The sequence below is a fragment of the Mesorhizobium sp. M1C.F.Ca.ET.210.01.1.1 genome (assembly GCF_004791585.1).
Classification (GTDB): domain Bacteria; phylum Pseudomonadota; class Alphaproteobacteria; order Rhizobiales; family Rhizobiaceae; genus Mesorhizobium.
The window spans coordinates 58699-82424 of record NZ_SRUU01000029.1; the positions used below are offsets into that span (position 1 = coordinate 58699).

Consider the following 23726-nt stretch of genomic DNA (forward strand, 5'->3'; position numbering starts at 1 on the left):
CAACGGAGGAAAAACATGCTGACCAAACGTTCACTGCTGCTTGCGGCCGCAGCCATCGTCCCGCTGCTCGGCCTGTCCGACGCCGCCTCGGCCAAGGACGCCAAGAAGCTCGGGCTGGCCGTCGCCAACCTGCAGGCGGACTTCTTCAACCAGATCAAGCAGTCGGTAGAAGCCTATGCCAAGGAGAAGGGCATCGAGGTCATCACCGTCGACGCCAAGGGCGACTCGGCAACGCAGGTCAGCCAGGTGCAGGACCTGGTCACGCAGAACATCGACGCGCTGATCTACATCCCGGCCGGCGCCACGGCTGCGACCGTTCCGACCAAGACCGCCAAGGCCGCCAGCATTCCGGTGGTCAATGTCGACCGCAACGCCGACGGCGCGCCCGGCGACACCTTCATCGCCACCGACAGCGTCAACTCGGCCAAGGGCGTGTGCGACTACATCGCCAAGCAGGCCGGCGGCAAGGGCGAGATGGTGATCATCCATGGCCAGAAGGGCACGACGCCGGAAGTCGACCGCTCCAAGGGCTGCGGCGAAGCGCTGAAGGCCTATCCGGACATCAAGGTGGTCGGCGAGCTCTGGAGCGACCAGTGGCACCAGGACGAGGGCTTCAAGCTGGCGCAGGACCTGCTGCAGGCCCATCCCAATGTCTCGATCATCTTCGGCCAGGCAGACGCGCTGGCGCTGGGCGCCGCGCAGGCGGTCAAGGTCGCCAATCCCGACCACAAGATCTGGATCGCTGGCTTCGACGGCGACGTGGCGGCGCTGAAGGCGCTGAAGGACGGCGTGTTCGACGTGACCGCGACGCAGCAGACCCAGGGCATGGGCCGGCTCGCCGTCGACTCGGCCATCAAGCTGGTGGCCGGCGACAAGCTGGCAGCCGACCAGCTGCAGGACGCGACGCTGACCACCAAGGACAATGTCGCGCAGTTCATCGAGAAGCATCCGTAAGGGCGAACGGCTGAGACCTGAAGAGCGCCACGATGTCCCTTGATCCCCACACCGGCGGAAGCCCGCACAACGGGCTCTTCGTCAACGGCCTCTGCAAAAGCTACGGACCGGTCCAGGTCCTGGCCGATGCGAGCTTCGAGGTGCGGCCGGGCGAAGTCGTGGCGCTGCTTGGCGAGAACGGCGCTGGCAAGTCTACCGTCTCCAACATCATCGCCGGTTCGATCAAGCCCGATGCCGGCACCATCATCTGGCGGGGGAAGCCTTATTCCCCCGCCAACCCCGCCGCGGCCATCGAGGCCGGCGTCGGCATGATCCACCAGGAATTGAAGCTGCTGCCTGACCTTTCGGTGGCGGAGAATGTCTATGTCGGGCGCCTGCCGATGCGCGGCGGCCGCATCGACCGCACGACCATGAACGCCAAGGCCTCGGCGCAATTGAAGCGCCTCGGCCTCGATGTCTCGCCCGAACGCAAGGTGCGCACGCTGCGCGTCGCGGCCCAGCAGCAGGTCGAGATCGCCAAGGCGCTGACACTGAACGCCGAACTCCTGATCCTCGACGAGCCGACCGCGGCCCTCGGCGGTGAGGAGACGGAACTGCTGTTCCAGCAGATCCGCAAGCTCAAGGCCGAAGGAATGTCCTTCATCTATATCAGCCACCGCCTCGACGAGATCGCGCAGATCGCCGACCGCGTGGTGGTGATGCGTGACGGCCGCATCGTCGCCCGGCACGAGCGCGCTGATATCCCGGTGCGCACCGTGGTCGAGCAGATGGTCGGGCGCAGCGTCGAGCGCATGTTCCCGAAGCTGTCCCCGCCTGGCGACAAGATCTTGCTCGAGGTCGAGAACCTGTCGTCGCCTGAGCGCAGTTTCAACAACGTTTCCTTCTCGGTGAAATCGGGCGAGATCCTCGGCATCGCCGGACTGATCGGCGCAGGCCGCACGGAGCTGGTGCGGGCGATCGCCGGCGCCGACCCGATCTCTTCTGGCGCGGTGCGCGTCGCGGGTCAGCCCATCCATCTCAGCGGGCCGGCGGCAGCGATCAAGGCCGGTGTCGTGCTGGTGCCGGAGGACCGCAAGGCGCAAGGCGTGGTGCTCGAACAGACCATCGGCGAGAACCTTGCCATCGGCAATTTCGACCATGTCGCGCCGAAGGGCTGGGTGTTTCCCAAGGCGGTGCAGAAATTCGCCGAGGCCGGCATTTCAAGGCTCGGCGTCAAGGGCAGGCCGAACCAGGCTGTGTCAAAACTTTCCGGCGGCAACCAGCAGAAGGTGATCATCGCCAAATGGGTGTCGCGACCGCCCAAGGTGTTCATCCTCGACGAGCCGACGCGCGGCATCGATGTCGGCGCGCGCGCGGCGATCTATGACGTCATCGCTGACCTTGCCCGCTCCGGCATGGCTGTGGTGGTGGTGAGTTCCGACCTCGAGGAGGTGCTGGGGCTTTCGCACCGCGTGCTGGTGCTGAGCCGCGGCCGCCAGCGCGGCATCCTCGACCGCGATGAAGCAAGCAATGTCGCCGTGATGGAACTCGCCACGAGCTGAGACACAGCGGATGGGAACAAAGCGCAGCGGGTGATACCCTCCCAGGCACCGGACCGCGCGGGGCGCCAGCAGGACTGGCGCCCCTTCATCTGAGGAGAGGGAAAAAGATGAGATTGTTCGATCTTCACGGCGACGTGGCATTGGTGACAGGGGCAGGCAGCGGCATCGGCCAGGCAATCGCCATCGGCCTGGCGGAAGCCGGCGCCGATGTCGCCTGCTTCGGCCACAGCTCGAAAGGCGGGCTGGAGGAGACTGCCGGCAAGATCAAGGCGCTCGGCCGCAAGGCCCTGGTGCTGACCGGCACGGTGACGTCAGAGAGCGACCTCGCAGCGGCGGTCGATCGTATCGAAAGGGAACTCGGCGCGCTGACGATTGCCGTCAACAATGCCGGTGTCGCCGGCGCCGAGCCGGCCGAAACGCTGCCTATGGAAAAGTGGCAGAAGATCTACGACGTCAATGTCAGCGGCGTGTTCCTGTCCTGCCAGGCCGAGGCGCGGGTGATGCTGCCGCGCCGCAAAGGCTCGATCGTCAACATCGCCTCGATGTCCGGCTCGATCATCAACCGCGGCCTGACGCAGGCGCACTACAATTCGTCGAAGGCGGCAGTGATCCACATGTCGAAGAGCCTCGCCATGGAATGGGCCGACCGCGGCCTGCGCGTCAATGTGGTGAGCCCCGGCTACACGCTGACGCCGATGAATAAGCGGCCGGAGGTTGCCGACCAGGTCAAGATATTCGCACGCGACACGCCGATGGGCCGCATGGCGACGCCGGAGGAGATGGTCGGGCCGACCGTGTTCCTGGCGAGCCGCGCCGCGAGTTTCGTCACCGGCGTCGACCTCATCGTCGATGGCGGCTTCGTCTGCTGGTAGGGAGAGAAGATGCAGAAGCGTTTTGAAGGAAAGACGGCGGTCGTCACGGGCGCCAGCGGCGGCATCGGTGCGGCCATGGCGAAACGCTTCGCGGCGGAGGGTGCAGCGGTCGTCGTCAGTGCCATCGATCCGCGCGTCGACGAGGTCGCCGCCGGACTGAAGGCCGCGGGCGCGAAGGTCGCCTCGATGCGCATGGACGTGACGAAGAAGGACGAGATCGCAGCGCTCTACGACCTCGCCGAGAAGGAATTCGGCCGCGTCGACATTTCCATTCAGAACGCCGGCGTCATCACCATCGCCAGGATCGAGGCGATGACGGAAGCCGAGTGGGACAAGGTGATGGCGGTGAACACCAAGGGCGTGTTCCTGTGCTGCCAGGAAGCGATCCTGCGCATGCGCAAGCATGGCGAAGGCGGCCGGCTGATCAACACCGCCTCCGGCCAGGCGCGGCAGGGCTTCATCTACACGCCGCACTATGCCGCCTCGAAGTTCGGCGTCGTCGGCATCACGCAGAGCCTCGCCAAGGAGGTCGCCAAGGAGAAGATCACCGTCAACGCCATCTGCCCCGGCATCATCGACACCGACATGTGGGCCTATAACGACACCGCCTGGGGCCAGCTGCTCGGCGACTACAAGCCGGGCGAGCTGATGGCTGAATGGGTGAAGAACATCCCCATGGGCCGCGCCGGCAGCGGCGAGGACGTCTCCGGGCTGGTCAGCTTCCTTGCCAGCGACGACGCAGCCTACATCACCGGCCAGACCATCAATGTCGATGGCGGCCTGATCATGTCGTGAGACTGTCGGCTGCCCGGCGCCCGGGCAGCCATGGTGGGCGCACGCCAAAAACCGATGGCGCTGTGGGCCGGGTTGATCACCGCGGAATTGATCATCCCGGTGTTCTGCTTCCGGCACTACATCCAGGACGGCGGCAACTTCCCCGACCACATGCTGGACGATCTCGGCATGGCAGGAACCGACCTGTCGGTCAAAAAGGCGGGCATGCTGCCCTACTTGACGCTGGCCGCCGGCGTGATTGTGATGCTCATCGCCAACTGGCTGTTCGTCATCTGACGTGGCAAGCCGAAGAGGATCGGGCGCGCGTCGGCGCGCCCGACCTTTTCACGCCGGTTGGAATGCCTGCCCTGCGCATGATGGCGCCGAGAACTGGTTGCCTTGTAGACGCAAATCGTCCGCCACCGACTTTCGCCAATGGCGGACGATCCGAGGTTGCCACCTTTATTCCGCAGCCAAGGCCAGCTGCGGTCTTTCGATGCCTTCGATCTGCTCCGGCTCCGGCGCCTGCTCGTCGGTCTTCGCCTTCTTGGGCTCGCGGCCGAAGAACAGGGCATAGCCCGCCGGCAGCACCAGGATGGTGAGCACGGTGGCGACCAGAATGCCGCCCATCATGGCGTAGGCCAGCGGACCCCAGAAGACGGCGCGCGAGATCGGGATCAGCGCCAGCACCGCGGTCAGCGCCGTCAGCATGATCGGCCGGAAGCGGCGCACGGCGGCGCCGACGATCGCCTCCGATCGCTCCATGCCGGCCGCGATGTCCTGGTCGATCTGGTCGACCAGGATGATCGAGTTTCGCATGATGATGCCAAGCAGCGCGATGACGCCGAGGATGGCGACGAAGCCGAACGGCGCGCCGCTGATCAGAAGCGCCGCCGCGGCGCCGATGATGCCAAGCGGACCGGTGGCCAGCACCAGCATCGACTTGCCGAAATGCTGCAGCTGGACCATCAGCAATATGACGATGATGGCAAGCATGATCGGCGCCTTGGCGGCGATCGAGGCCTGGCTTTCAGCCGAGTCTTCGGCGCCGCCCTGGATCTCGATCTTGTAGCCGGGGGCAAGGCCGGCGCGCAGGTCCTTCATGTCGTTGTACATCTTGGTGACGACGTCGTTCGACTGCACGCCGTCCGGCAGCGTGCCGCGCACGGTGATCGTCGGCAGGCGGTCGCGCCGCCATTCGATGCCCTGCTCCATGACGGGCACGACCTTGGCCACCTGCGACAGCGGGACAGAGCCGCCGAAGTCGGTCGGGATGTAGACGGAGTCGACCGAGGAGAGCAGGTGACGGCTGGCCTCCGGCTCACGGGCGACGATCGAGACCGTTTCCTCGCCGTCGCGGAAGTCGTCGAGCGGCGCGCCGGACATGGTGGCCTGCAGCATCTGGCGGATGCGCTGCGAGGTGACGCCGAGCGCCCGGGCGCGATCCTGGTCGATCACCAGCTTCATCGCCGGCACCGGCTCCAGCCAGTCGTCATGGACGGCGCCGAGCAGCGGATTGGCCTGGAACCTTGCCTTCACCTCGTCGGCGATGCGGCGCACTTCCTGGCGGTCCGGACCCATGATGCGCATCTGCACCGGCCAGCCGGTCGGCGGCCCGAGGAACAGACGGTCGACCTTGCCGCGGATCGAGGGGAAGTCCTTGGCGAGAATGCCGCGCAGCTTGACGATCAGCCGCTCGCGCGCCGGCTCGTCCTTGGCCATCACCAAGAGCTGGGCGAAGTTCGGATTGCGGAGCTGCTGGTCGAGCGGCAGGAAGAAGCGCGGCGCGCCCTCGCCGATATAGGTAGCGATGAAGCGCTTGTCCTGGTCGTCCATCATCTTGGCTTCCAGCGCCTTGGCCTGGGTCTCGACCTCCTTGATCGAGGTGCCCTCCGGCAGCCACAGATCGACCAGGATTTCGGGGCGCGAAGACTGCGGGAAGAAGTTCTGCGGAATGAACTGGAAGGCCCACAGGCTGGTGCCGAAGGTGACCAGCGTCATCACCAGCACGATGATGCGATGGCGCACGGCCCAGGTGACCGTCGAGCGCAGCCGCCGGTAGAAGCGCGTGTCGAAGACATCGTGGTGGGTGCCGGCGTGCTTGCGCTGCTTCAGGATCATGTAGCCGAGCCAGGGCGTGAAATAGACCGCGACGAACCACGACACGACCAGCGCGATGCCGACGACGTAGAACAGCGTGCGCACATATTCGCCGGCGGTGGAGGCCGCGAAGCCGACCGGGATGAAGCCGGCGGTGGTGATCAGCGTGCCGGTGAGCATCGGGAAGGCGGTCGAGGAGTAGGCGAAGCTCGCCGCCTCGATCTTGACCAGCCCCTCCTCCAGCTTTCGCTCCATCATCTCGACAACGATCATGGCGTCGTCGACGAGGAGGCCGAGCGCGATGATCAGCGCGCCGAGCGAGATGCGCTGCAGGTCGATGCCGATCTCGTACATGATGGCGAAGGTGGCGGCGAGCACCAGCGGAATGGCGATCGCGATCACCAGGCCGGAGCGCCAGCCGATCGACAGGAACGACACCACGAGCACGATGAGCAACGCTTCGCCAAGCGCCTCCATGAACTCGTTGACGGCGTCCTTGACGACCTCGGGCTGGTCGGAGATCTGATCGACCGCGACGCCGTAAGGCAGGCCTTCCTCGAAGCGCTGGTAGGTCGCCTCGACATCCTTGCCGACGTCCCTGACGTTGAAGCCCTTGGCCATGACGACGCCGACCTGGACGCTTTCGTGGCCGTTGAAGCGATACTTGCGCTGGTACGGATCCTCGAGGCCGGACGAGACGGTGGCGATGTCGCCGAGGCGCGTCACCTGATTGCCGGCGCGCAGCCTCAGCTCGCGGATGTCGGCGGCCCTGGTGACGTCGCCCTCGACCGAGATGCGGACCGAGCGAAGGCCGGTGTCGACCGAGCCGGCCGGATCGACGGCGTTCTGTCCTTTCACGGCGTTCTGCAGGTCGACGATGGTCAGGCCGCGCTCGGCGAGCGCCTTGGACGAGACGTCGATATAGATCTTCTCGGGCTGGTCGCCGATGATGACGGCCTTCTCGACCCCGGGCGTCGTCAACAGCATGTCGCGCGCCTGGATGGCGAACTTCTTCAGCTCCGGATAGGTGAAGCCGTTGCCGCTGATCGAATGCAGCGTGATGAAGGTGTCGCCGAACTCGTCGTTGAAGTACGGCCCGAGCAGACCCTGCGGCAGTTCATTGGCGATATCGCCGACCTTCTTGCGCACCTGGTAGAAGGCGTCCTTCACCTGGTCGGCGTTGGTGTCGCCCTTGACCTGCAAGGTGATGATGGCGCTGCCGGCGCGGGTGTAGGAGCGCACGAAATCGAGATGCGGCGTCTCCTGCAGCTTGCGCTCGATCTTGTTGACGACCTGGTCTTCCATGTCCTGGATCGAGGCGCCCGGCCAGATCGCCTGCACCACCATGACGCGGAAGGTGAAATCCGGATCTTCCTTCTGACCCATGCGCATCAGGCCGAGCGCGCCGGCCAGGATGATCAGGCCGAACAGGAAGCGCGCGATGCTCGGATGTCCGATCGCCCAGCGCGAGAGGTTGAAGGGCCGCTTTTCGGTGCTGCTGTCGGTGGTCATGGCGCAAGTCCAGTCCAATTGGGTCGGCAAGCCACGCTTGCCGTGCTGCTCATGAATTCTCGGTCGGGCTTCCGGGCGGCGAGCACCTCAGCGGAGAGACTCGCAATCACGTTTGACGCGGCACTGCTGCGGGGGAGCCAGCCGCCGGCATCTCACGATCGGGCGCCTGCCGCCCGGAACCCATGCCCTCCCCGGTTCGCGGCTCGCGCCGCGACGACGGGACGGGCTTTCGTTGAGCCTGGCTAGCGCAGGCTGCTGGTGGTCGCGACGTCATCCTCCGCCGAGGCGGATTGCTGAGTGTCGCTGGAAAGTTTGACCTTCAGGTTCTCGGCCATGAACTGAGTGCCGGCGGCTACCACCACGTCGCCCTGCTTGAGGCCATCGGCCACGGCGACACCATCGGCGGTGAAATTTGCGACCTTGATCGGGCGCGGGTGGACCGTGTCGCTCGCGCGGTCGACCGTCCAGACGATCTGCTTGCCGTCCTTCTCGGCCATCGCGGTCAGCGGGATCGACACGAGTTGCGCCTTGCTGTCGACGGTCGCCTCGACATTGGCGGTCATGCCGAGCAGCACACGCGGATCGTTGGGCAGCGACACCCGGACCGCGAAGGTGCGCGACTGCGGATCGGCGCTGCCGGCCACTTCGCGGACCTTGCCGTCGAGGGTCAGCGCGTCGTCCGACCAGAAGCTCGCCTTGACATCCTTGCCCGGGCGGAAGCCGGCGATGTCCATTTCCGGCACCGCGATCAGCACTTCCTTCTCGCCGTCGACGGCGACCGTCATGACAGGCGTGCCGGCGCCAACCACCTGGCCGATATCGGCCGAGATGGCGGTGACGATGCCAGCCTTGCTGGCCTTGAGGTCGGTGTAGTGGACCTGGTTCTGCGCCTGGGCCAGCGTCGAGCGGGCGGCATCGCGGGTTGCCACCGCCTGATCATAGCTCAGCGCCGCCTGATCGAGCTGCGACTTCGGCGCGAAGTTCTTGGCATAGAGCTGCTCGGCACGCTTCCTGGCGAGATCGACCGTCTCGACCTGCCTCTCGGCGGCGTCGAGGCTCGCTTCGGCGCTCTTCACCGACAGCTCGTAATCGGAAGGATCAACGCGGGCTAGCACGTCACCCTCATTCACATGCTGGCCGATGTCGACAAGGCGCTCGGTGACCTTGCCGGCAATGCGGAAGCCGAGATTCATTTCGGTGCGGGCGCGCACCGAGCCGGAATAGTCGAGCTGGCGCGTTGTCTCGGCCTTGCCGATCTCGACGACCTTCACCGGCCGCACGACTTCCTGGACGACCGCCGCCTTCTCCTGACTGCAGCCGGCAAGGCCGAGCGCGGCGACAATGAGGCCGACGGCTGGGAAACCGGCGACTGGCAGCCTGTGGAGGATGGAACTGGACAAAGACACCTTAGCACTCCCGAAATGGAGATGAATGTCGACCGGCACCCGGCGGGCGGCGGCTATTTCAAGGCTCTGATTGCGTAATCGATGAGATCGTCTGGCATCGCCCGGTTGGTCTTGGCCAGGCACTGCGCGACCATTTGCGGATGGCAAAGGATGACGGTGGCGGCACCGAAGCAGCGCGAAGCGATCACCGGATCCTGCTTCCTGAACTCGCCGGCTTCGATGCCCTCGCGGATAACCTCGGCGAACAGGTCGTGGATGCGGTCGACATGCTTGTCGATGACGCCCCAGTCGCGCTCCAGTGCGACGATGACCATCTCATGCACCTTCTGGTCGTCGAGCATGACCTCCAGCGTCATCTTGTACTGCGCATGCACATAGCGGCGCAGCCGCTCCTCGGCGCTGAGCGGCAGGCGCATGATCTCGTAGGCCATCGCGTAGCTGGCGCCGAGCATGCGGCCGCAGACGGCCTGGTGGATCTCAACCTTGGAGGCGAAGAAGCGGTAGATGTTGGCCGGCGACATGCCGAGCTCGCGGGCGATGTCGGCGACATTGGTCTTGCCGTAGCCGTAATGCCGGAACAGGCGCTCGGCGCAGTCGAGAATGCGCGTCACATTCTCCTGTCTGGCGGGGTCGGCCACGATGTTGGCGGCTTCTGACATTGGCGCTTTCGTTTGACGAGTGACGAATTTCAATTTTCGTCAGTCGTAAATCGAAAACGGCGAAGAGTCAACGCGGAATCGACGTACGCGTATAATTGGTGACAGATGGTGACAGTGATACCGACGCTCGCGATTAGCGACGGACGCTGACGCGTTCGTCATCCTAGGGCGAAGCAAGGAGCGAAGCGACGCAGCTCAGACCCTAGGATCCATGCCGTAACGTCGGCCAACGTCGAGACGGATCAAGAACTTACACTGGTCAGCGCCTGCCATCCGCGGCTGGCTATTCTCGACCGCCGGAGCACTGCCGCGAGGTCACGGCATGGATCCTTGGGTCTTCGCTCCGCTTCGCGTCGCTACGCCCAAGGATGACGACGTCGCGAGCGCTCGAGCTAAACGATCAATGCCACGGCCACATTGGAAGGAGGGAACTACGCCCCCTTCGCCATTTCCCTCAACCGGAACTTCTGGATCTTCCCGGTGGAGGTCTTCGGAATCTCGGCAAACACCACCGCCTTCGGCACCTTGAAGCGGGCGAGCAACCCACGGCAATGCTCGATGATCTCGGCCTCTGTCGCGGCCTTGCCCGGCTTCAGCTCGACATAGGCGACCGGCACCTCGCCCCATTTCTCGTCGGCGCGGGCGACTACGCCGCAGGAAGCGACGGAAGGGTGCTTGTAGAGTGCGTCCTCGACCTCGATGGAGGAGATGTTCTCGCCGCCCGAGATGATGATGTCCTTGGAGCGGTCCTTGAGCTGGATATAGCCGTCGGGGTGCATGACGCCGAGGTCGCCGGAGTGGAACCAGCCGCCGGCGAAGGCCTCGTCGGTCGCCTTGCGGTTTTTCAGATAGCCCTTCATGACAATGTTGCCGCGGAACATGACCTCGCCAATGGTCTCGCCGTCGGCCGGTGTCTCCGTCATCGTCTCGGGGTTCATCACCGTGAGGCCTTCAAGCGCTGCGTAGCGCACGCCCTGGCGCGCCTTCTTCGCCGTCCTCGGCCCCTTCTCCAGGGCATCCCACTCATTGTGCCATTCGTTTACGACAGCCGGCCCATAGGTCTCGGTCAGGCCGTAGAGATGTGTGACGGCAAAGCCGGCGTCGGCCATGCCGGAGAGCACCGCCTCCGGCGGCGGCGCCGCGGCCGTGTTGAAGGTGACGGTCTGCCGGAACTGGCGCTTGTCCTCGTCCCTCGCATTGATCAGCACCGACATGACGATCGGCGCGCCGCAGAGATGGGTGACGCCGTGGTCGGCGATTGCGTCATACATCGGCTTTGCCCGCACCCAGCGCAGGCAGACATGCGTGCCGGCCTGGACAGCGAGCGTCCAGGGGAAGCACCAGCCATTGCAGTGGAACATCGGCAGCGTCCAGAGATAGACGGCGTGCTTGGCCATGCCGGCATGGATGGTGTTGGTGTAGGCCATCAGCGCAGCCCCGCGATGATGGTAGACGACGCCCTTCGGATTGCCCGTGGTGCCGGAGGTGTAGTTGAGCGAGATGGCGTCCCATTCATCGTCGGGCATGGACCAGGCGAAAGCCACGTCGCCGCCGGCAACGAAGTCTTCGTAGTCGAGCGTGCCGATCCGCTCGCCCTTCGGATAGGGCGCGTCGGCGGCATAGTCGGGATCGTCATAGTCGATGACCAATGGCTTGGCCTTGGCCAATGCCAGCGCCTCCCTGATCACGCCGGAAAATTCGCGGTCGACGATCAGCACCTTCGTTTCGGCATGATCGAGTTGGAAGGCGATCACGGCGGCGTCCAGCCTTGTGTTCAGCGAATGCAGCACCGCCTTCACCATCGGCACGCCGAAATGCGCTTCCAGCATCGGCGGCGTGTTCGACAGCATCACCGTCACCGTGTCGCCCTTGCCGATGCCGTGCTTCGACAGCGCCGAGGCGAGCTTCAGCGAGCGGCGCCAGAAATCGCGATAGGAGATGCGCTGGCTGCCATGGATAATGGCAATGTGATCGGGATAGGTCTTGGCCGCCCGCTCCAGATAGGTCAGCGGCGTCAGTGCCTGATGGTTGGCGGCGTTCCGGTCGAGATCCTGTTCGTAGGGATTGGCCATCCCGTCCTCCCCAAAAGTCTTTTCGACCTTTCTAGCCCCAGGCCCGCGATCATGCCATCCCCCTGAACGACGGGGAAATGCTATGATATGTGCGCTCGGTAGAACGGTTGTCTCGATCGGGCCGCAGCGGCAGGCATTCGCACCGACCCTCCCCTGATTTGACTTTTGTCGAGAGCCGTGACTAATGTCAGCCGAGGAGGCGGCATGGCGATCAGACCGGCAGAACAGCTCATCCATAAGGCCGCCTGGCTCTACTATGCCCATGGCCTTCGCCAGGACGAGGTGGCGAACCAGCTCAAGATTTCGCGCGCATCGGTCGCTATGTATCTGCGCAAGGCGCGCGAGACCGGCATCGTCAACATCTCGACCTCGACGCAGCTCTTCACCGACGACGTCATGGCGCGAAAGGTGGAGGACGCCTTCAAGCTCGACGCCGTCTGGATCGCGCCGGAAAACGCCTATGTCGCCGATCCCTCGACCGACATCGCGGTGCTGGCGGCAAGCGTCTTCCTCGAACTGGTGAAGAAGGGCGACCGTATCGGCGTCGCCTGGGGCCGCACCGTCTACACCATCGCCGACATCATGTCCTATGCCGACCTGCAGGACGTCACCGTGGTGCAGCTCTGCGGCAATCTCGGCGCGCCCTATTCCTACCGGCCCGACCAATGCACGATGGAGATCGCCCGGCGGTTGAACGCCAAGGGCCTGAACTTCTACGCGCCGCTGGTGCTGTCGACGGAGGAACTGGCGCGCGGCCTGCGCGCCGAGCCGGTGATCCGCGACCAGCTTGCCGGCATCAGCGACTGCGATCTCGCGCTCTACTCCGTCGGCGCTGTCGACGCCGACAGCCATCTGGTGAAATGCGGCGCGCTGACGCCGGCCGAGATGACGGCGCTGCGCAAGCAAGGTGCTGCCGGCGTGATTGCCGGGCAGGTCATCGACGCCGGCGGCGAGGTGCTCGACTGCGACTACAACCGGCGGGTCATTTCCGCCGAGCTCGGCTCGCTGCGCGCCATCGAAAAGCGGCTGATGGTGGTGCAGGAGGACAGCAAGTTCGAGCCGTTGCTGGCGGCAATCGCCGGCGGGCTCTGCACGCATCTGGTGATAGGCGCGCATATGGCCGGGCGTCTTCTCGAACACGCGGGCGCGGCAAGCAAGACGGCCCCCTAGAGCCGGATGATTTCAGGTCGAATCGACCTGAAATCTGAATCCGGCTCTAGATCAAAGAGATAGAGCATGATGTCGTCCGAAAACCGCTGCACACTTTTCGGCATCATGCTCTGGAAAAACCACCCTCGCCGCTTCTGTCATCAAGACGTCGCGGCTTTCTGTTCATGAGCAAAAAGACGAGTATCGGACGGGACGACATGAAGAACCTTTGGAACGACGCCGACGCGGAAAAGATGGTCGCCGACTACGGCAAGAAGGGCGTCGGCCGGGCTCTGGCGCTGCGCGTCTACACGACCCGTCTGCTCGGCGGCGAGCCGCGGCTGGTGCTGCATGGCGGCGGCAACACCTCCTGCAAGACCAGGGCCACCGATCTCGTCGGCGACGAATGGGATGTGCTCTGCGTCAAGGGCAGCGGTTGGGACATGGCGGTCATCGAGCCGCAAGGCCTGCCGGCGGTGAAGATGGGCGCGCTGCTCAAGGCGCGCGGGCTGGAACGTCTCTCCGACGAGGACATGGTGGCGCTGCAGCGCTCCAACCTCATCGACCCGGCCTCCCCCAACCCGTCGGTCGAAACGCTGCTGCACGCCTTCCTGCCGCACAGATTCGTCGACCACACGCATTCGACCGCGATCCTCGCCATCGTCGACCAGGAGGACAGCGAGGCGCTGGTGGGAAAGGTGTTCGGCGGCAAGATGGGCTACGTGCCTTACATCAAGCCGGGCTTTGACCTCGCAAAGGTCGCGGCGGAAGTTTTCGACGCCGACCGAAACGTCGAGGGCCTGATCCTCGACAAGCATGGCATCTTCACCTTCGGCGACGACGCCAGGCAGGCCTATGACCGGATGATCCACTATGTGACCGTCGCCGAGGACTATGTCGCGAAAAACGGCACGCCGAAGACGGCCAAGGCGGCGCTGCCGGCGAAGCTTGCCAAGGCGAGCGACATCGCGCCGATGCTGCGCGGCGCGGTGGCCGTGGCGCGCGGCGAGGGCCGCTTCGACCGCATGATCAGCGACTTCCGCACTTCGGACGCGATCGTCGATTTCATCAATTCAGCGAAGATCGCCGACTATGCCGGGCGCGGCGTGTCGACGCCGGATCTGTCGATCCGCATCAAGACCGGCCCGATGGCGGTGCCGGCGCCGGACGCCGACAAGCTCGGCGATTACAAGGCGGTGATCCGCGGCCATGTCGAGGCCTTCGCCAAGGACTACCGCGCCTATTTCGAGAGCAACGACGCGCTTGACGACGTCAAGCGCACCATGCTCGACCCGATGCCGCGGCTGACGCTGGTTCCAGGGCTGGGCATGTTCGGCCATGGCCGCACGCTGAAGGACGCGAAAATCGCCTCTGACGTCGGCGAGATGTGGATCGAGGCGGTGCGCGGCGCCGAGGCCATCGGCAATTTCCAGCCGCTTTCCAAGGCCGACCTGTTCCCGCTCGAATACTGGTCGCTGGAACAGGCCAAGCTCGCCTCTAACAAGCCCAAGCCGCTGACCGGCCAGGTGGTGCTGATCACCGGCGGCGCCGGCGCGATCGGCGCGGCGACCGCAAAACTGTTCGCCGCCAACGGCGCGCATGCGGTCATCGTCGATCTCGATCCGGCCAAGGCCGCGGAAGCGGCAAAGGCGGCCGGCAACAATTCGATCGGCGTCGGCGCCGACATCACCAACCCGGCCGAGATGCGCGCCGCCTTCGACAAGGCGGTCGCCGTCTATGGCGGCGTCGACATACTGGTCTCCAATGCGGGCGCGGCCTGGGAGGGCCGGATCGGCGAACTCGACGACGCGCTGCTGCGCAAGAGCTTCGAGCTCAATTTCTTCGCCCACCAGTCGGCGGCGCAGAATGCCGTGCGCATCTTGCTGGAGCAGGGCACCGGCGGCGTGCTCTTGTTCAACACCTCCAAGCAGGCGGTCAATCCAGGCCCGAAATTCGGCGCCTACGGCCTGCCCAAGGCGGCGACGCTGTTCCTGTCGAGGCAATACGCGCTGGATTACGGCGCGCACGGCATCCGCTCGAATGCGGTCAACGCAGACCGCATCCGCTCCGGGCTTTTGACCGACACCATGATCGCCAGCCGCTCCGGCGCGCGCGGCGTGTCGGAAAAGGAATATATGTCCGGCAATTTGCTTGGACAGGAAGTCACGGCCGACGACGTTGCGCAGGCCTTCCTGCACCAGGCGCTCGCGGAACGCACCACCGCCGACGTGACGACCGTCGACGGCGGCAACATCGCGGCGGCGCTGCGCTGACGAAGCAAGGGCACCTCACTCTTGGAGCGGTTCGTCGTTTCACGAAAACGACGAACCGCTCTTTCCAACTTTCCCCTTGTGTTTGAAGCAGTTCCGGACCCGTCTGTTGGAAAACTGCTCTAACTGGTCAAAATCCGCTCAAACCCTTCGCTTATTGCTCCAGCAGCGTTAAGGGGGTGGCTTGCGCCTCGCGTGTGAGACACAAGGCTGGAGCCGCCATGCAATCCAGGGAAGTGCCTTATTTCAGCCAGTGGGAATCGCCCGGCATGACTTTGCCGCTCTTGGCGGAGGGACCATCGGCGTTGCACCGCGATCCGCTGTGGCGCAACTCCGGCGCCGAGACCATCGAGGATTATGCGCGCTGGGCCGTCAATGCCTGCGGCATGGCCTGCCTGAAGATGATCCTTGCCGCGCGGGGTGAAATCCACCCCACGTTGGAACTTGCCCGCGCCTGCACGGCCTATGGCGGTTATGTCGTCAATGAAATCGACGGCTCGATCAAAGGATTGATCTACGAGCCCTTCGTCAGGTTTGTCAGCGACCGTTTCAACCTGTCCGCCGAGACGATGACGAACGTCGATGTAGCCATGGTGCCCGGGCTATTTTTGCGGTGGCGCTACTTCATCGCCTCCGTGCATCCCGGGATTCGCTGGCCCGAGCGCGAGCCGCCTTTGAAGGGTGGGCACCTGGTGCTGGTGACGGCGGCCTCGCCCGAGACGATCCGCTTTCACAACCCGTCCGGCCACGACCGGCAGAGCCAGGCGAACGTCACGCTGCCGCTTGCTGCCTTCGACCGCTATTTCGCCCGACGCGGCATCGCCGTCGGTTTCCATCCTTGACCATTGTGGAGATGTCGATGGCTAAGAAAAGACTTCGTATTGGCGTGCTCTTCGGCGGGCGTTCCGCCGAGCACGACGTGTCGGTGCTTTCAGCGACCAATGTCATGGCCGCTTTGGAGCCGGCGAAATACGATGCCGTTCCGATCTTCGTCACCCGCGAAGGGCAATGGCTGCTCAGCCACTTCGAGGACGGCGCGCTGGCGAGCCCTTCAAGCGGCGTCGAGGTCTGCCTGGTGCCGGGCGGGCACGGGCGAATGCTGGCTGTCCCGACCGACGGGCCGCCGCGCGATCTGCCGGCCATCGACATCCTGTTTCCCGTACTGCACGGCCTGCATGGCGAGGACGGCGCCGTGCAGGGGCTGGCGGAAGTCGCCCGCGTGCCGCTTGCCGGCTGCGGCATCCTGGGTTCCGCCACGGCGCTGGACAAGGACATCGCCAAGCGCCTGCTGAAGGCGGCGGGGATGCCGGTCGCGCGCTCGGTGACGATCGATCAGGGTGCGGCGCCTTCCCTCGCCGTTCTGGAAGACCAGCTTGGCCTGCCGCTGTTCATCAAGCCGGCGCGGCAAGGCTCGTCGGTCGGCGTCGCAAAGGTCAACGCCAGCCAGGAATTCGATCGGGCGCTTGCGGAAGCCTTCCGGCACGATCGCAAGCTGCTGGCGGAGGAGTTCGTTCGCGGCCGCGAGATCGAATACAGCGTGCTGGAAGATGCCACGGGCGAACTCTTCGTCTCGCGGCCGGGCGAGATCGTGCCCGCGGAAAGTCACGGCTTCTACGACTACAACGCCAAATACATCGATGAAAATGGCGCGGCATTGATCGTTCCGGCCGAATTGCCGGCCGAAGTCGAAAGCAAGATGCGCGAGACGGCGGCGAGAGCATTCCGGGCGCTGGGCTGTGACGCGATGGCCCGCGTCGATTTCTTTCTGATGCCGGACATGACGTTCCTGATCAACGAGCTCAACACCATTCCAGGCTTCACCGACATCAGCATGTATGCCAAGGCAATGGCGGCAAGCGGCGTCAGCTACCCGGAGGTCATCGACCGGCTGGTGGCGCATGGGCTGGCGCGCGCCGCCCGATCGGCCTGAGAAGCAGCAAGAACAAGCCCGGCAAGCAAAAGAGCGGCCCGAGAGCCACTCTTTGCCTTGGCGGATGATCGAGCGCTACTTGGCGTTCGGGTTCGGCATCCAGGCCGGCATCGCGACATCGGCATGGGCGAACTGCGGCAGCTTGGCCGACAGGTCCTCCATGTTCTTGATGTCCTTGTCGACAAGCTCCTTCTGGGTGATCAGCGTCGGCGGCACGATGACGTTGTGGCCGGGATCCTCGCCGGCAAGCAGCTGTGCCAGCGCGCGCACCGAGACCTGGCCGACGACGGCCGGGTTGGTGGCGGCGGTGGCGGCCCAGGCGCTGTCCGGCTCGCGCATCGCGGCGATGTCGGATGTCGAGATGTCGGCCGAGTAGATCTTGATGCCCTTGTTCAGCCCCGCCTCGTCGACGGCGATCTTCACCCCCTTGGCGAACTCGTCATAGGGCGCGAACATCACCTTGATATCGGGATGCGCCTGCAGCACCGAACGCGCCTGGTTGGCGACCGAGTTGGCGATCGGGTTGTCGAGCGTGCCGAACATGGCGACCTCGCTGATGCCCGAATGCTTCTTCTTCACGTCGATCCATGTCTCGTTGCGGCGGTCGAGCGGCGCGATGCCGGCGACATAGACATAGCCGGCCTTCCAGCTGTCGCCATTGTCCGTCACCGCCTGCTCGAGGGCCAGGCGCGCAAGGTCGCGGTCGGACTGCTCAATCTGCGGGATCTTCGGGTTCTCGACATTGACGTCGAAGGCGACGACCTTGATGCCGGCATCGACCGCGCGCTGGGCGGCGTCCTTCATCGATTCCGTGAGGCCGTGCTGGATGATGATGCCCTGCACGCCGAGCGCGATGGCCTGGTCGACCATGTCGGCCTGGAGCGCCGCGTCCTGGCGGCTGTCCAGCACGCGCAGGTCGACGCCGAGCGCCTTGGCCTGCGCCTCGACGCCGGAGAGATAGGCCTGGAAGAAGTCGCCGGTCGAAAGGTACCGCACCAGCGCGATCTTGACGCCCGGCTTGTCGAATGGCGCCGGGCGGTCCGCTGCAAGTGCCGTGCCCTGCATCAGCAGCGCCGCGCCCGCAAGGCCAAGTGCGGCCTTCCCCAAAAGTCTTCTTGTGATGCTCACGTCGTTTTCCTCCGTTGTTTGCCCCGGTCGAAACTATCTCTTGCCCCTGCCGGAAAGGGCGAAGGTGAAGACAAGGGCGACGACGAGCACGGCGCCCTTGACGAAATCCTGCGTGTAGTAAGGGGCGTTCATCATCGTCAGGCCTTGCAGCAGGACGCCGACAAACACCGCGCCGACGGCGGTGCCGAAGGCGTTGGGCTTGGCGGCGCCGAGCACCGCGTAGCCGATGAGCGCCGCCGCGACAGCGTCGAGCAACAGATTATTACCCGAGGCGATGTCGCCGCGTCCAAGCCGGGCGGCGAGCAAAATCCCGCCGATCGAGGCAAAAACTCCTGAAATGACGTAGGCCCAGATCTTGTATGCCTTGACAGGCGCGCCGGCGAGTTCGGCGGCGCGTTCGTTGCTGCCGACGGCATACATCATGCGGCCGAAGCGGGTGTATTCGAGGAAGAACCAGATCAGCACCGCAAGCACGATCAGCACCACGACCGACACCGGGATGAGGCTCGGAATGAAGAAGTCGATGCGGTGGCGTCCGAGCGCCAGGAAGGCCTCTGAGAACTTGCCGTTGGCGACCGAGCCGTCGGGCATGGTCATGCCGGTGGCGATCGAGCGGCCTTCGGTCGGGATGCGTTGCAGGCCGAGCAGCAGGAACATCATGCCGAGCGTCGCCAAGAGATCGGGCACGCGCATATAGACGATCAGCCAGCCGTTGATCAGGCCGACGACCACGCCGATCACCAGGCAGGCGATGACGGCAACGATGGCGTTCTGCTCCAACACCACCATGGCATAGGACGCCGCCATCATGGCGCTGGTGGCGACAGAGCCGATCGACAGGTCGAAGCCGCCAACGACCAGCGTCGCGGTGACGCCGAGCGCCAGCACGCCGGTGATCGCCACCGACTGGAAGATGAAGACCGCGCTCTGCGGCGAGACGAAACCGTCGGCGGCGATCGCGAAATAGGCGATCAACCCGACCAACAGGACGATGAAGCCGTAGCGGATGGCATAGTCACGCAATGTCATCGAACGCTCCCGCGCTGTTGCCCTCTCCGCCAAACTGGAACTCATGCCTGCACTCCAAGTCTCGTCATCCGCACGATCTCACGCAGCGCCTTGCAGCGGCCCGCCGGCCACTTGCGCCAGCAGCCGATCGAGATCGATGTCGGCGTTCCTGTGCTCGCCGACGATCGTCTGTTCCGACATCACCAGGATGCGGTCGGCGGTCTCCAGCGCCTCGTCGAGCTCGGTGACGAAGATGAGCGTGGCGCGGCCATCGGCGCTTGCCCTCAGCTTGGCTGCAATGTCGCGCCTTGCGGAGATGTCGACGCCCTGGAACGGCTCGTCGAGGATGAACAGGCGCGAGGGCTGCGACATCCAGCGCGCCACCATCACCTTCTGCTGGTTGCCGCCGGAGAGCGCCGACAGCTCGTCCTTCTCCGAACGGCAGACGATGCCGAGCTCATCGATCTGGCGGCGGGCGGCCGCACGCTCGGCGCGGCGCCTGATGACACTGAGGCCGGACATGCGCTTGAGGAACGGCAGGCTGATGTTGCGCTCGATGTTGAAGCCGCCGACGATGCCGCTGTCAGCGCGGTCCTTGGCGACGAGGAAGGCGCCGGCGGCGATCGCCTCGCGCGCCGATCGCGGCGCATAGGGCTTGCCGTCCAAATGCATGGTGCCGGCAAGCGGCCTGCGCACGCCGAACAGCGCTTCGGCCAGCGCCGTCTTGCCGACGCCGACAAGGCCTGTGATCGCCACCACCTCACCGGCGCCGAGCGTCATCGAGATCGGCTTCGAACCCTGTGAAAGCTGCAGGCCTTCAGCGGTGAAGACCGCGCGCGCCGAGTTTCTGGCAACGATCCGGTCGAGATGGATCTTGCGGCCGAGCATGGCGTTGACGGCGCCCTCGTAGTCGAGCGGCTTCTTGTCGAAGACGCCGGAGATGACGCCGTCGCGCATCGAGACGATGCGGTCGGCGAGCCGCCTGATGTCGGACATGCGATGCGAAATGTAGAGGATGGCGACGCCATGTCCGCGCAGCCGATCGATCAGCGAAAACAGCCGGTCGGCCTCGGCGCTCGACAGCGAAGAGGTCGGCTCGTCGAGGATCAGCACCTTGGGCTGGTGCGCCATGGCCCGCGCAATCGCCACCATCTGCCGGTCGGCAAGCGAGAGGTCGGCAACACGCGCTCCCAGGTCGATGGCAAGCCCCATCCGGTCGGCGACAGCCCTGGCCTCGGTGCGGACATTGGCGGGTTTGAACAGCAACGACGCGCCCTTGCCGCTCAACCGGTCGAGCGTCAGGTTGGTGGCGACGTCGAGATCGGCCACCACGCCGTCATTGATGTTCTGGTGCACGGTAACGACACCGGCACGGATGGCTTCGGCGGGGGTCTGCGGATCGAAGGCCCGGCCGGCGAGCCGCATCGTGCCGCCGCCGTGCGTGTAAACACCGCTGATGATCTTGACGAGGGTGGATTTGCCGGCGCCGTTGGCGCCCATCAGCACCGTCACTTCACCTGCATAGAGGTCGAGCGAGATGCCGCCAAGCACCTCGTTCTGGCCGAAGTATTTCCTCAGGCCCTCCACACGGAACACGGCATCTGCGCCCATTCGTTCCTCCCTGACCATGACGCTATGGGCTACATCGTCAATTGTCAACACGATTGACAATTGCCAGAGTGCTACCTAGCTTGGCCTTGCCGCCGTGGCTCCGCTATCGTCGCAGACCACGAGCAGGAGGGGAGAGGATGACCGGGAAGTTCGAAGCATTGTCGGTGGAAACGCTGCCGAAGCGCCTCGGCGCCAACGAGGCGCTGACAGAGCGCATCGGCAAGGACGCCAGCCAGTGGAAGGTACGCGAGGTCGGCGACGGCAATTTGAACCTCGTCTTCATCGTCGAGGGCGACAGAGGTGCAGCGGTGGTGAAACAGGCGCTGCCCTATGTGCGGCTGGTCGGCGACAGCTGGCCGCTGCCGCTGAAGCGCTCCTTCTTCGAATACCATGCGCTGACCAGACAAGAGCGCCGGGCGCCCGGTTCGGTCCCGGCGATCTACCATTTCGACGAGGACCAGGCGCTGATCGTGATGGAGTATCTGTCGCCGCACGTCATCCTCAGGCGCGCGCTGATCGAGGGCCGCGAGCTGCCGAACATCGCGCGCGACATCGGCCTGTTCATGGCGCGCACGCTGTTTCGCGGCTCCGACCTTTCGATGGTGACGCGCGAGCGCAAGGCCGATCTCGCGCTGTTCGCCGACAATGTCGAGCTCTGCGACATCACCGAGAACCTGGTGTTCTCCGATCCCTATTTCGACGCCGAGATGAACCGGCACACCAGCCCGCAGCTCGATGGCCTGGTGGCCGAACTGCGCGCCGACCGCGACCTCAAGGTCGAGGCGCAGCGGCTGAAGCACCTCTTCGCCGCCAATGCCGAGACGCTGCTGCATGGCGACCTGCATTCCGGCTCGATCATGGTGATCGACACCGAGACCCGGATGATCGATCCGGAATTCGCCTTCTACGGCCCGATCGCCTTCGACGTCGGCATGCTGCTTGCCAATTTCTGGATGGCCTTCTTCTCGCAGCGCGGCCACCAGGAGAACGGCAGCCGCGACTCGATGCGCGCCTATCTGCTCAGGGTCTCGGCCGAGACCTGGGCGATATTCCGCGCCGAGTTCTCGCATCTGTGGCGCACCGAGCGCACCGGCATGCTGTACCAAAAGAGCCTGTTCGAGGATCAGGGCGACCTGCTCGGTTCCGAGCAGGCGCTTGACCACATGCTTTCCGGCATCTGGACCGACCTGCTCGGCTTTGCCGGCATCGAGGTGCACCGGCGCATCCTCGGCCTCGCCCACAATGCGGATTTCGAGACCATTGCCGACGCCGACTTGCGCGCCAGTTGTGAAGCCAAGGCACTCAAGTTCGGCCGCCACATCGCCGTCAACCGGCGCCAGATCCACAGCATCGACGAGGTCAACACCCTGGCCGCGCTGGTCGAACAGGAGAATAGAATTTGAACGTCGGCGAACGCCACTACCGCACCATATGGCTCAGCGACGACAAGCGCTCGGTCGAGATCATCGACCAGCGCTGGCTGCCGCATGAGTTCCGCATCGAGAAGATCGGAACCGTCGCCGGCATCGCCACCGCGATCCGCGACATGTGGGTGCGCGGCGCGCCGCTGATCGGCGTCACCGCCGCCTATGGCGTCGCCATCCAGATGACGGACGATGCGTCGGACGAAGCGCTCGATGCGGTGTGGGAGACGCTGCACAGGACGCGGCCGACGGCGATCAACTTGCGCTGGGCGCTGGACGAGATGCGCCGCTTCCTGAAACCGCTCGCGCCGGAGCAGCGCGCCGAGGCGGCTTACAAGCGGGCCGCGGCGATCGCCGACGAGGATGTCGGGCTGAACCGCGCCATCGGCGAGAACGGACTTGCCATCATCAGGGAGATCGCCGCGCGCAAGAAGCCGGGCGAGACCGTCAACATCCTCACCCATTGCAATGCCGGCTGGCTGGCGACTGTCGACTACGGCACCGCCACCGCGCCGATCTACCTGGCGACCGAGGCGGGCATTCCGGTCCACGTCTATGTCGACGAGACCAGGCCGCGCAACCAGGGCGCCCAATTGACCGCCTGGGAAATGGCCGGCCACGGCGTGCAGCACACGCTGATCGTCGACAATGCCGGCGGCCACTTGATGCAGCATGGCGACATCGACATGGTGATCGTCGGCACCGACCGCACCACCGCCAATGGCGACGTCTGCAACAAGATCGGCACGTATCTCAAGGCTTTGGCCGCCGCCGACAACGACGTGCCCTTCTACGTCGCGCTCCCCTCGCCCACCATCGACTGGACGGTGGCCGACGGGCTTGCCGAGATCCCGATCGAGGAACGCTCCGGCGACGAGGTCTCTCTGGTGTGGGGCAAGACGGCCGATGGCAAGGTCGCGCAGGTGCGTGTCTCGCCCGACGCAACGCCTGCGGCAAATCCGGCCTTCGACGTAACGCCGGCACGATTGGTGACAGGACTCATCACAGAGCGCGGCGTGGCGAAAGCCTCGCGCGAAAGCCTGAAAGCGATGTTTCCGGAGCGCGGCAACTAGCTGACATCCCCTGGCACTTCGTTAACCTCGGTTTGACCCGAGGATCCATGCCGTGACCTCAGTCATAGAGCGCAACGGCGCAGAATTCTGTAATCGTTGCAACATCTTAGCGCCACGGCATGGCAACTGTGTTCATGCGAAAGCTGTTTTATCTCGAATGATGGCGTTGAGGACGACCAGGAGCTTCCTTGCGACGGCGATGATGGCGAGTTTCTTGGAGCCGGAGCGGGCCGCAAGGTCGGT

The 23726-nt window shown here is 64.8% G+C and carries 17 protein-coding genes and 1 pseudogene; 11 read left to right on the top strand and 7 right to left on the bottom strand.

Going from position 1 to position 23726, the window contains the following annotated elements:
- The first annotated feature begins 15 nt into the window (after nucleotides 1-15).
- From EN853_RS25980 to EN853_RS26000, 5 genes and pseudogenes are all read left to right on the top strand, one after another.
- Nucleotides 16-954, top strand: a complete 939-nt coding sequence (locus EN853_RS25980) for a sugar ABC transporter substrate-binding protein (protein WP_127862027.1) — start codon at nucleotides 16-18, stop codon at nucleotides 952-954.
- Nucleotides 955-986: 32 nt separating this feature from the next.
- Nucleotides 987-2495: a sugar ABC transporter ATP-binding protein gene (locus tag EN853_RS25985; RefSeq protein ID WP_127862028.1), complete on the top strand. Its 1509-nt coding sequence runs from the start codon at nucleotides 987-989 to the stop codon at nucleotides 2493-2495.
- Between the two features lie 107 nt (nucleotides 2496-2602).
- Complete coding sequence (locus EN853_RS25990) at nucleotides 2603-3367, top strand: SDR family oxidoreductase (RefSeq protein WP_127862029.1); 765 nt, start codon at nucleotides 2603-2605, stop codon at nucleotides 3365-3367.
- A 9-nt stretch (nucleotides 3368-3376) separates the two neighbouring features.
- The gene (locus tag EN853_RS25995) at nucleotides 3377-4162 is read left to right on the top strand and encodes an SDR family oxidoreductase (protein WP_127862030.1); all 786 of its coding nucleotides are present in this window, start codon (nucleotides 3377-3379) and stop codon (nucleotides 4160-4162) included.
- A gap of 51 nt (nucleotides 4163-4213) precedes the next feature.
- Nucleotides 4214-4438 (top strand): annotated as a pseudogene (locus EN853_RS26000) (amino acid permease); the annotation flags it as partial.
- Nucleotides 4439-4603: 165 nt separating this feature from the next.
- On the opposite strand, the gene EN853_RS26005 reads toward EN853_RS26000, so the two are convergent.
- The 4 genes from EN853_RS26005 to EN853_RS26020 form a co-directional block, all read right to left on the bottom strand.
- Nucleotides 4604-7753, bottom strand: coding sequence for an efflux RND transporter permease subunit (locus tag EN853_RS26005; RefSeq protein ID WP_127862031.1), 3150 nt, complete (start codon nucleotides 7751-7753; stop codon nucleotides 4604-4606).
- Nucleotides 7754-7995: 242 nt separating this feature from the next.
- The gene (locus EN853_RS26010; protein ID WP_127862032.1) at nucleotides 7996-9159 is read right to left on the bottom strand and encodes an efflux RND transporter periplasmic adaptor subunit; all 1164 of its coding nucleotides are present in this window, start codon (nucleotides 9157-9159) and stop codon (nucleotides 7996-7998) included.
- Nucleotides 9160-9212: 53 nt separating this feature from the next.
- Nucleotides 9213-9818 (bottom strand): TetR family transcriptional regulator, encoded by a 606-nt coding sequence (locus tag EN853_RS26015; RefSeq protein ID WP_127862033.1) that lies wholly within the window; start codon nucleotides 9816-9818, stop codon nucleotides 9213-9215.
- A 431-nt stretch (nucleotides 9819-10249) separates the two neighbouring features.
- Complete coding sequence (locus tag EN853_RS26020) at nucleotides 10250-11890, bottom strand: acyl-CoA synthetase (protein ID WP_127862034.1); 1641 nt, start codon at nucleotides 11888-11890, stop codon at nucleotides 10250-10252.
- Between the two features lie 204 nt (nucleotides 11891-12094).
- Here EN853_RS26020 and EN853_RS26025 point away from each other — a divergent pair, with 204 nt between their 5' ends.
- The 4 genes from EN853_RS26025 (at nucleotide 12095) to EN853_RS26040 (ending at nucleotide 17239) form a co-directional block, all read left to right on the top strand.
- Nucleotides 12095-13060, top strand: a complete 966-nt coding sequence (locus EN853_RS26025) for a sugar-binding transcriptional regulator (protein ID WP_127862035.1) — start codon at nucleotides 12095-12097, stop codon at nucleotides 13058-13060.
- A 197-nt stretch (nucleotides 13061-13257) separates the two neighbouring features.
- Nucleotides 13258-15312 carry a bifunctional aldolase/short-chain dehydrogenase gene (locus EN853_RS26030; protein ID WP_127862036.1) on the top strand — a complete coding sequence of 685 codons (2055 nt, stop codon included), beginning with the start codon at nucleotides 13258-13260 and terminating at the stop codon, nucleotides 15310-15312.
- Nucleotides 15313-15530: 218 nt separating this feature from the next.
- Nucleotides 15531-16151 (top strand): hypothetical protein, encoded by a 621-nt coding sequence (locus EN853_RS26035; RefSeq protein WP_127862037.1) that lies wholly within the window; start codon nucleotides 15531-15533, stop codon nucleotides 16149-16151.
- Between the two features lie 11 nt (nucleotides 16152-16162).
- Nucleotides 16163-17239, top strand: coding sequence for a D-alanine--D-alanine ligase family protein (locus tag EN853_RS26040; protein ID WP_127862048.1), 1077 nt, complete (start codon nucleotides 16163-16165; stop codon nucleotides 17237-17239).
- A gap of 75 nt (nucleotides 17240-17314) precedes the next feature.
- On the opposite strand, the gene EN853_RS26045 is transcribed toward EN853_RS26040, so the two are convergent.
- From EN853_RS26045 to EN853_RS26055, 3 genes are all read right to left on the bottom strand, one after another.
- A complete protein-coding gene (locus tag EN853_RS26045) occupies nucleotides 17315-18367 on the bottom strand; it encodes a substrate-binding domain-containing protein (protein ID WP_127862038.1) in 1053 nt (350 codons plus the stop codon).
- A 33-nt stretch (nucleotides 18368-18400) separates the two neighbouring features.
- Nucleotides 18401-19396, bottom strand: a complete 996-nt coding sequence (locus EN853_RS26050; protein WP_127862039.1) for an ABC transporter permease — start codon at nucleotides 19394-19396, stop codon at nucleotides 18401-18403.
- Between the two features lie 78 nt (nucleotides 19397-19474).
- A complete protein-coding gene (locus EN853_RS26055) occupies nucleotides 19475-20986 on the bottom strand; it encodes a sugar ABC transporter ATP-binding protein (protein ID WP_127862040.1) in 1512 nt (503 codons plus the stop codon).
- Nucleotides 20987-21123: 137 nt separating this feature from the next.
- Between EN853_RS26055 and mtnK the strand changes: the two genes are divergently transcribed.
- Nucleotides 21124-22389, top strand: a complete 1266-nt coding sequence (gene mtnK / locus EN853_RS26060) for an S-methyl-5-thioribose kinase (RefSeq protein ID WP_127862041.1) — start codon at nucleotides 21124-21126, stop codon at nucleotides 22387-22389.
- Entirely contained in the window at nucleotides 22386-23483 is a 1098-nt protein-coding gene (gene mtnA, locus EN853_RS26065; protein ID WP_127862042.1) for an S-methyl-5-thioribose-1-phosphate isomerase, read from the top strand. Before mtnK ends, mtnA begins: the two co-directional genes overlap by 4 nt.
- Nucleotides 23484-23726: the final 243 nt, after the last annotated feature.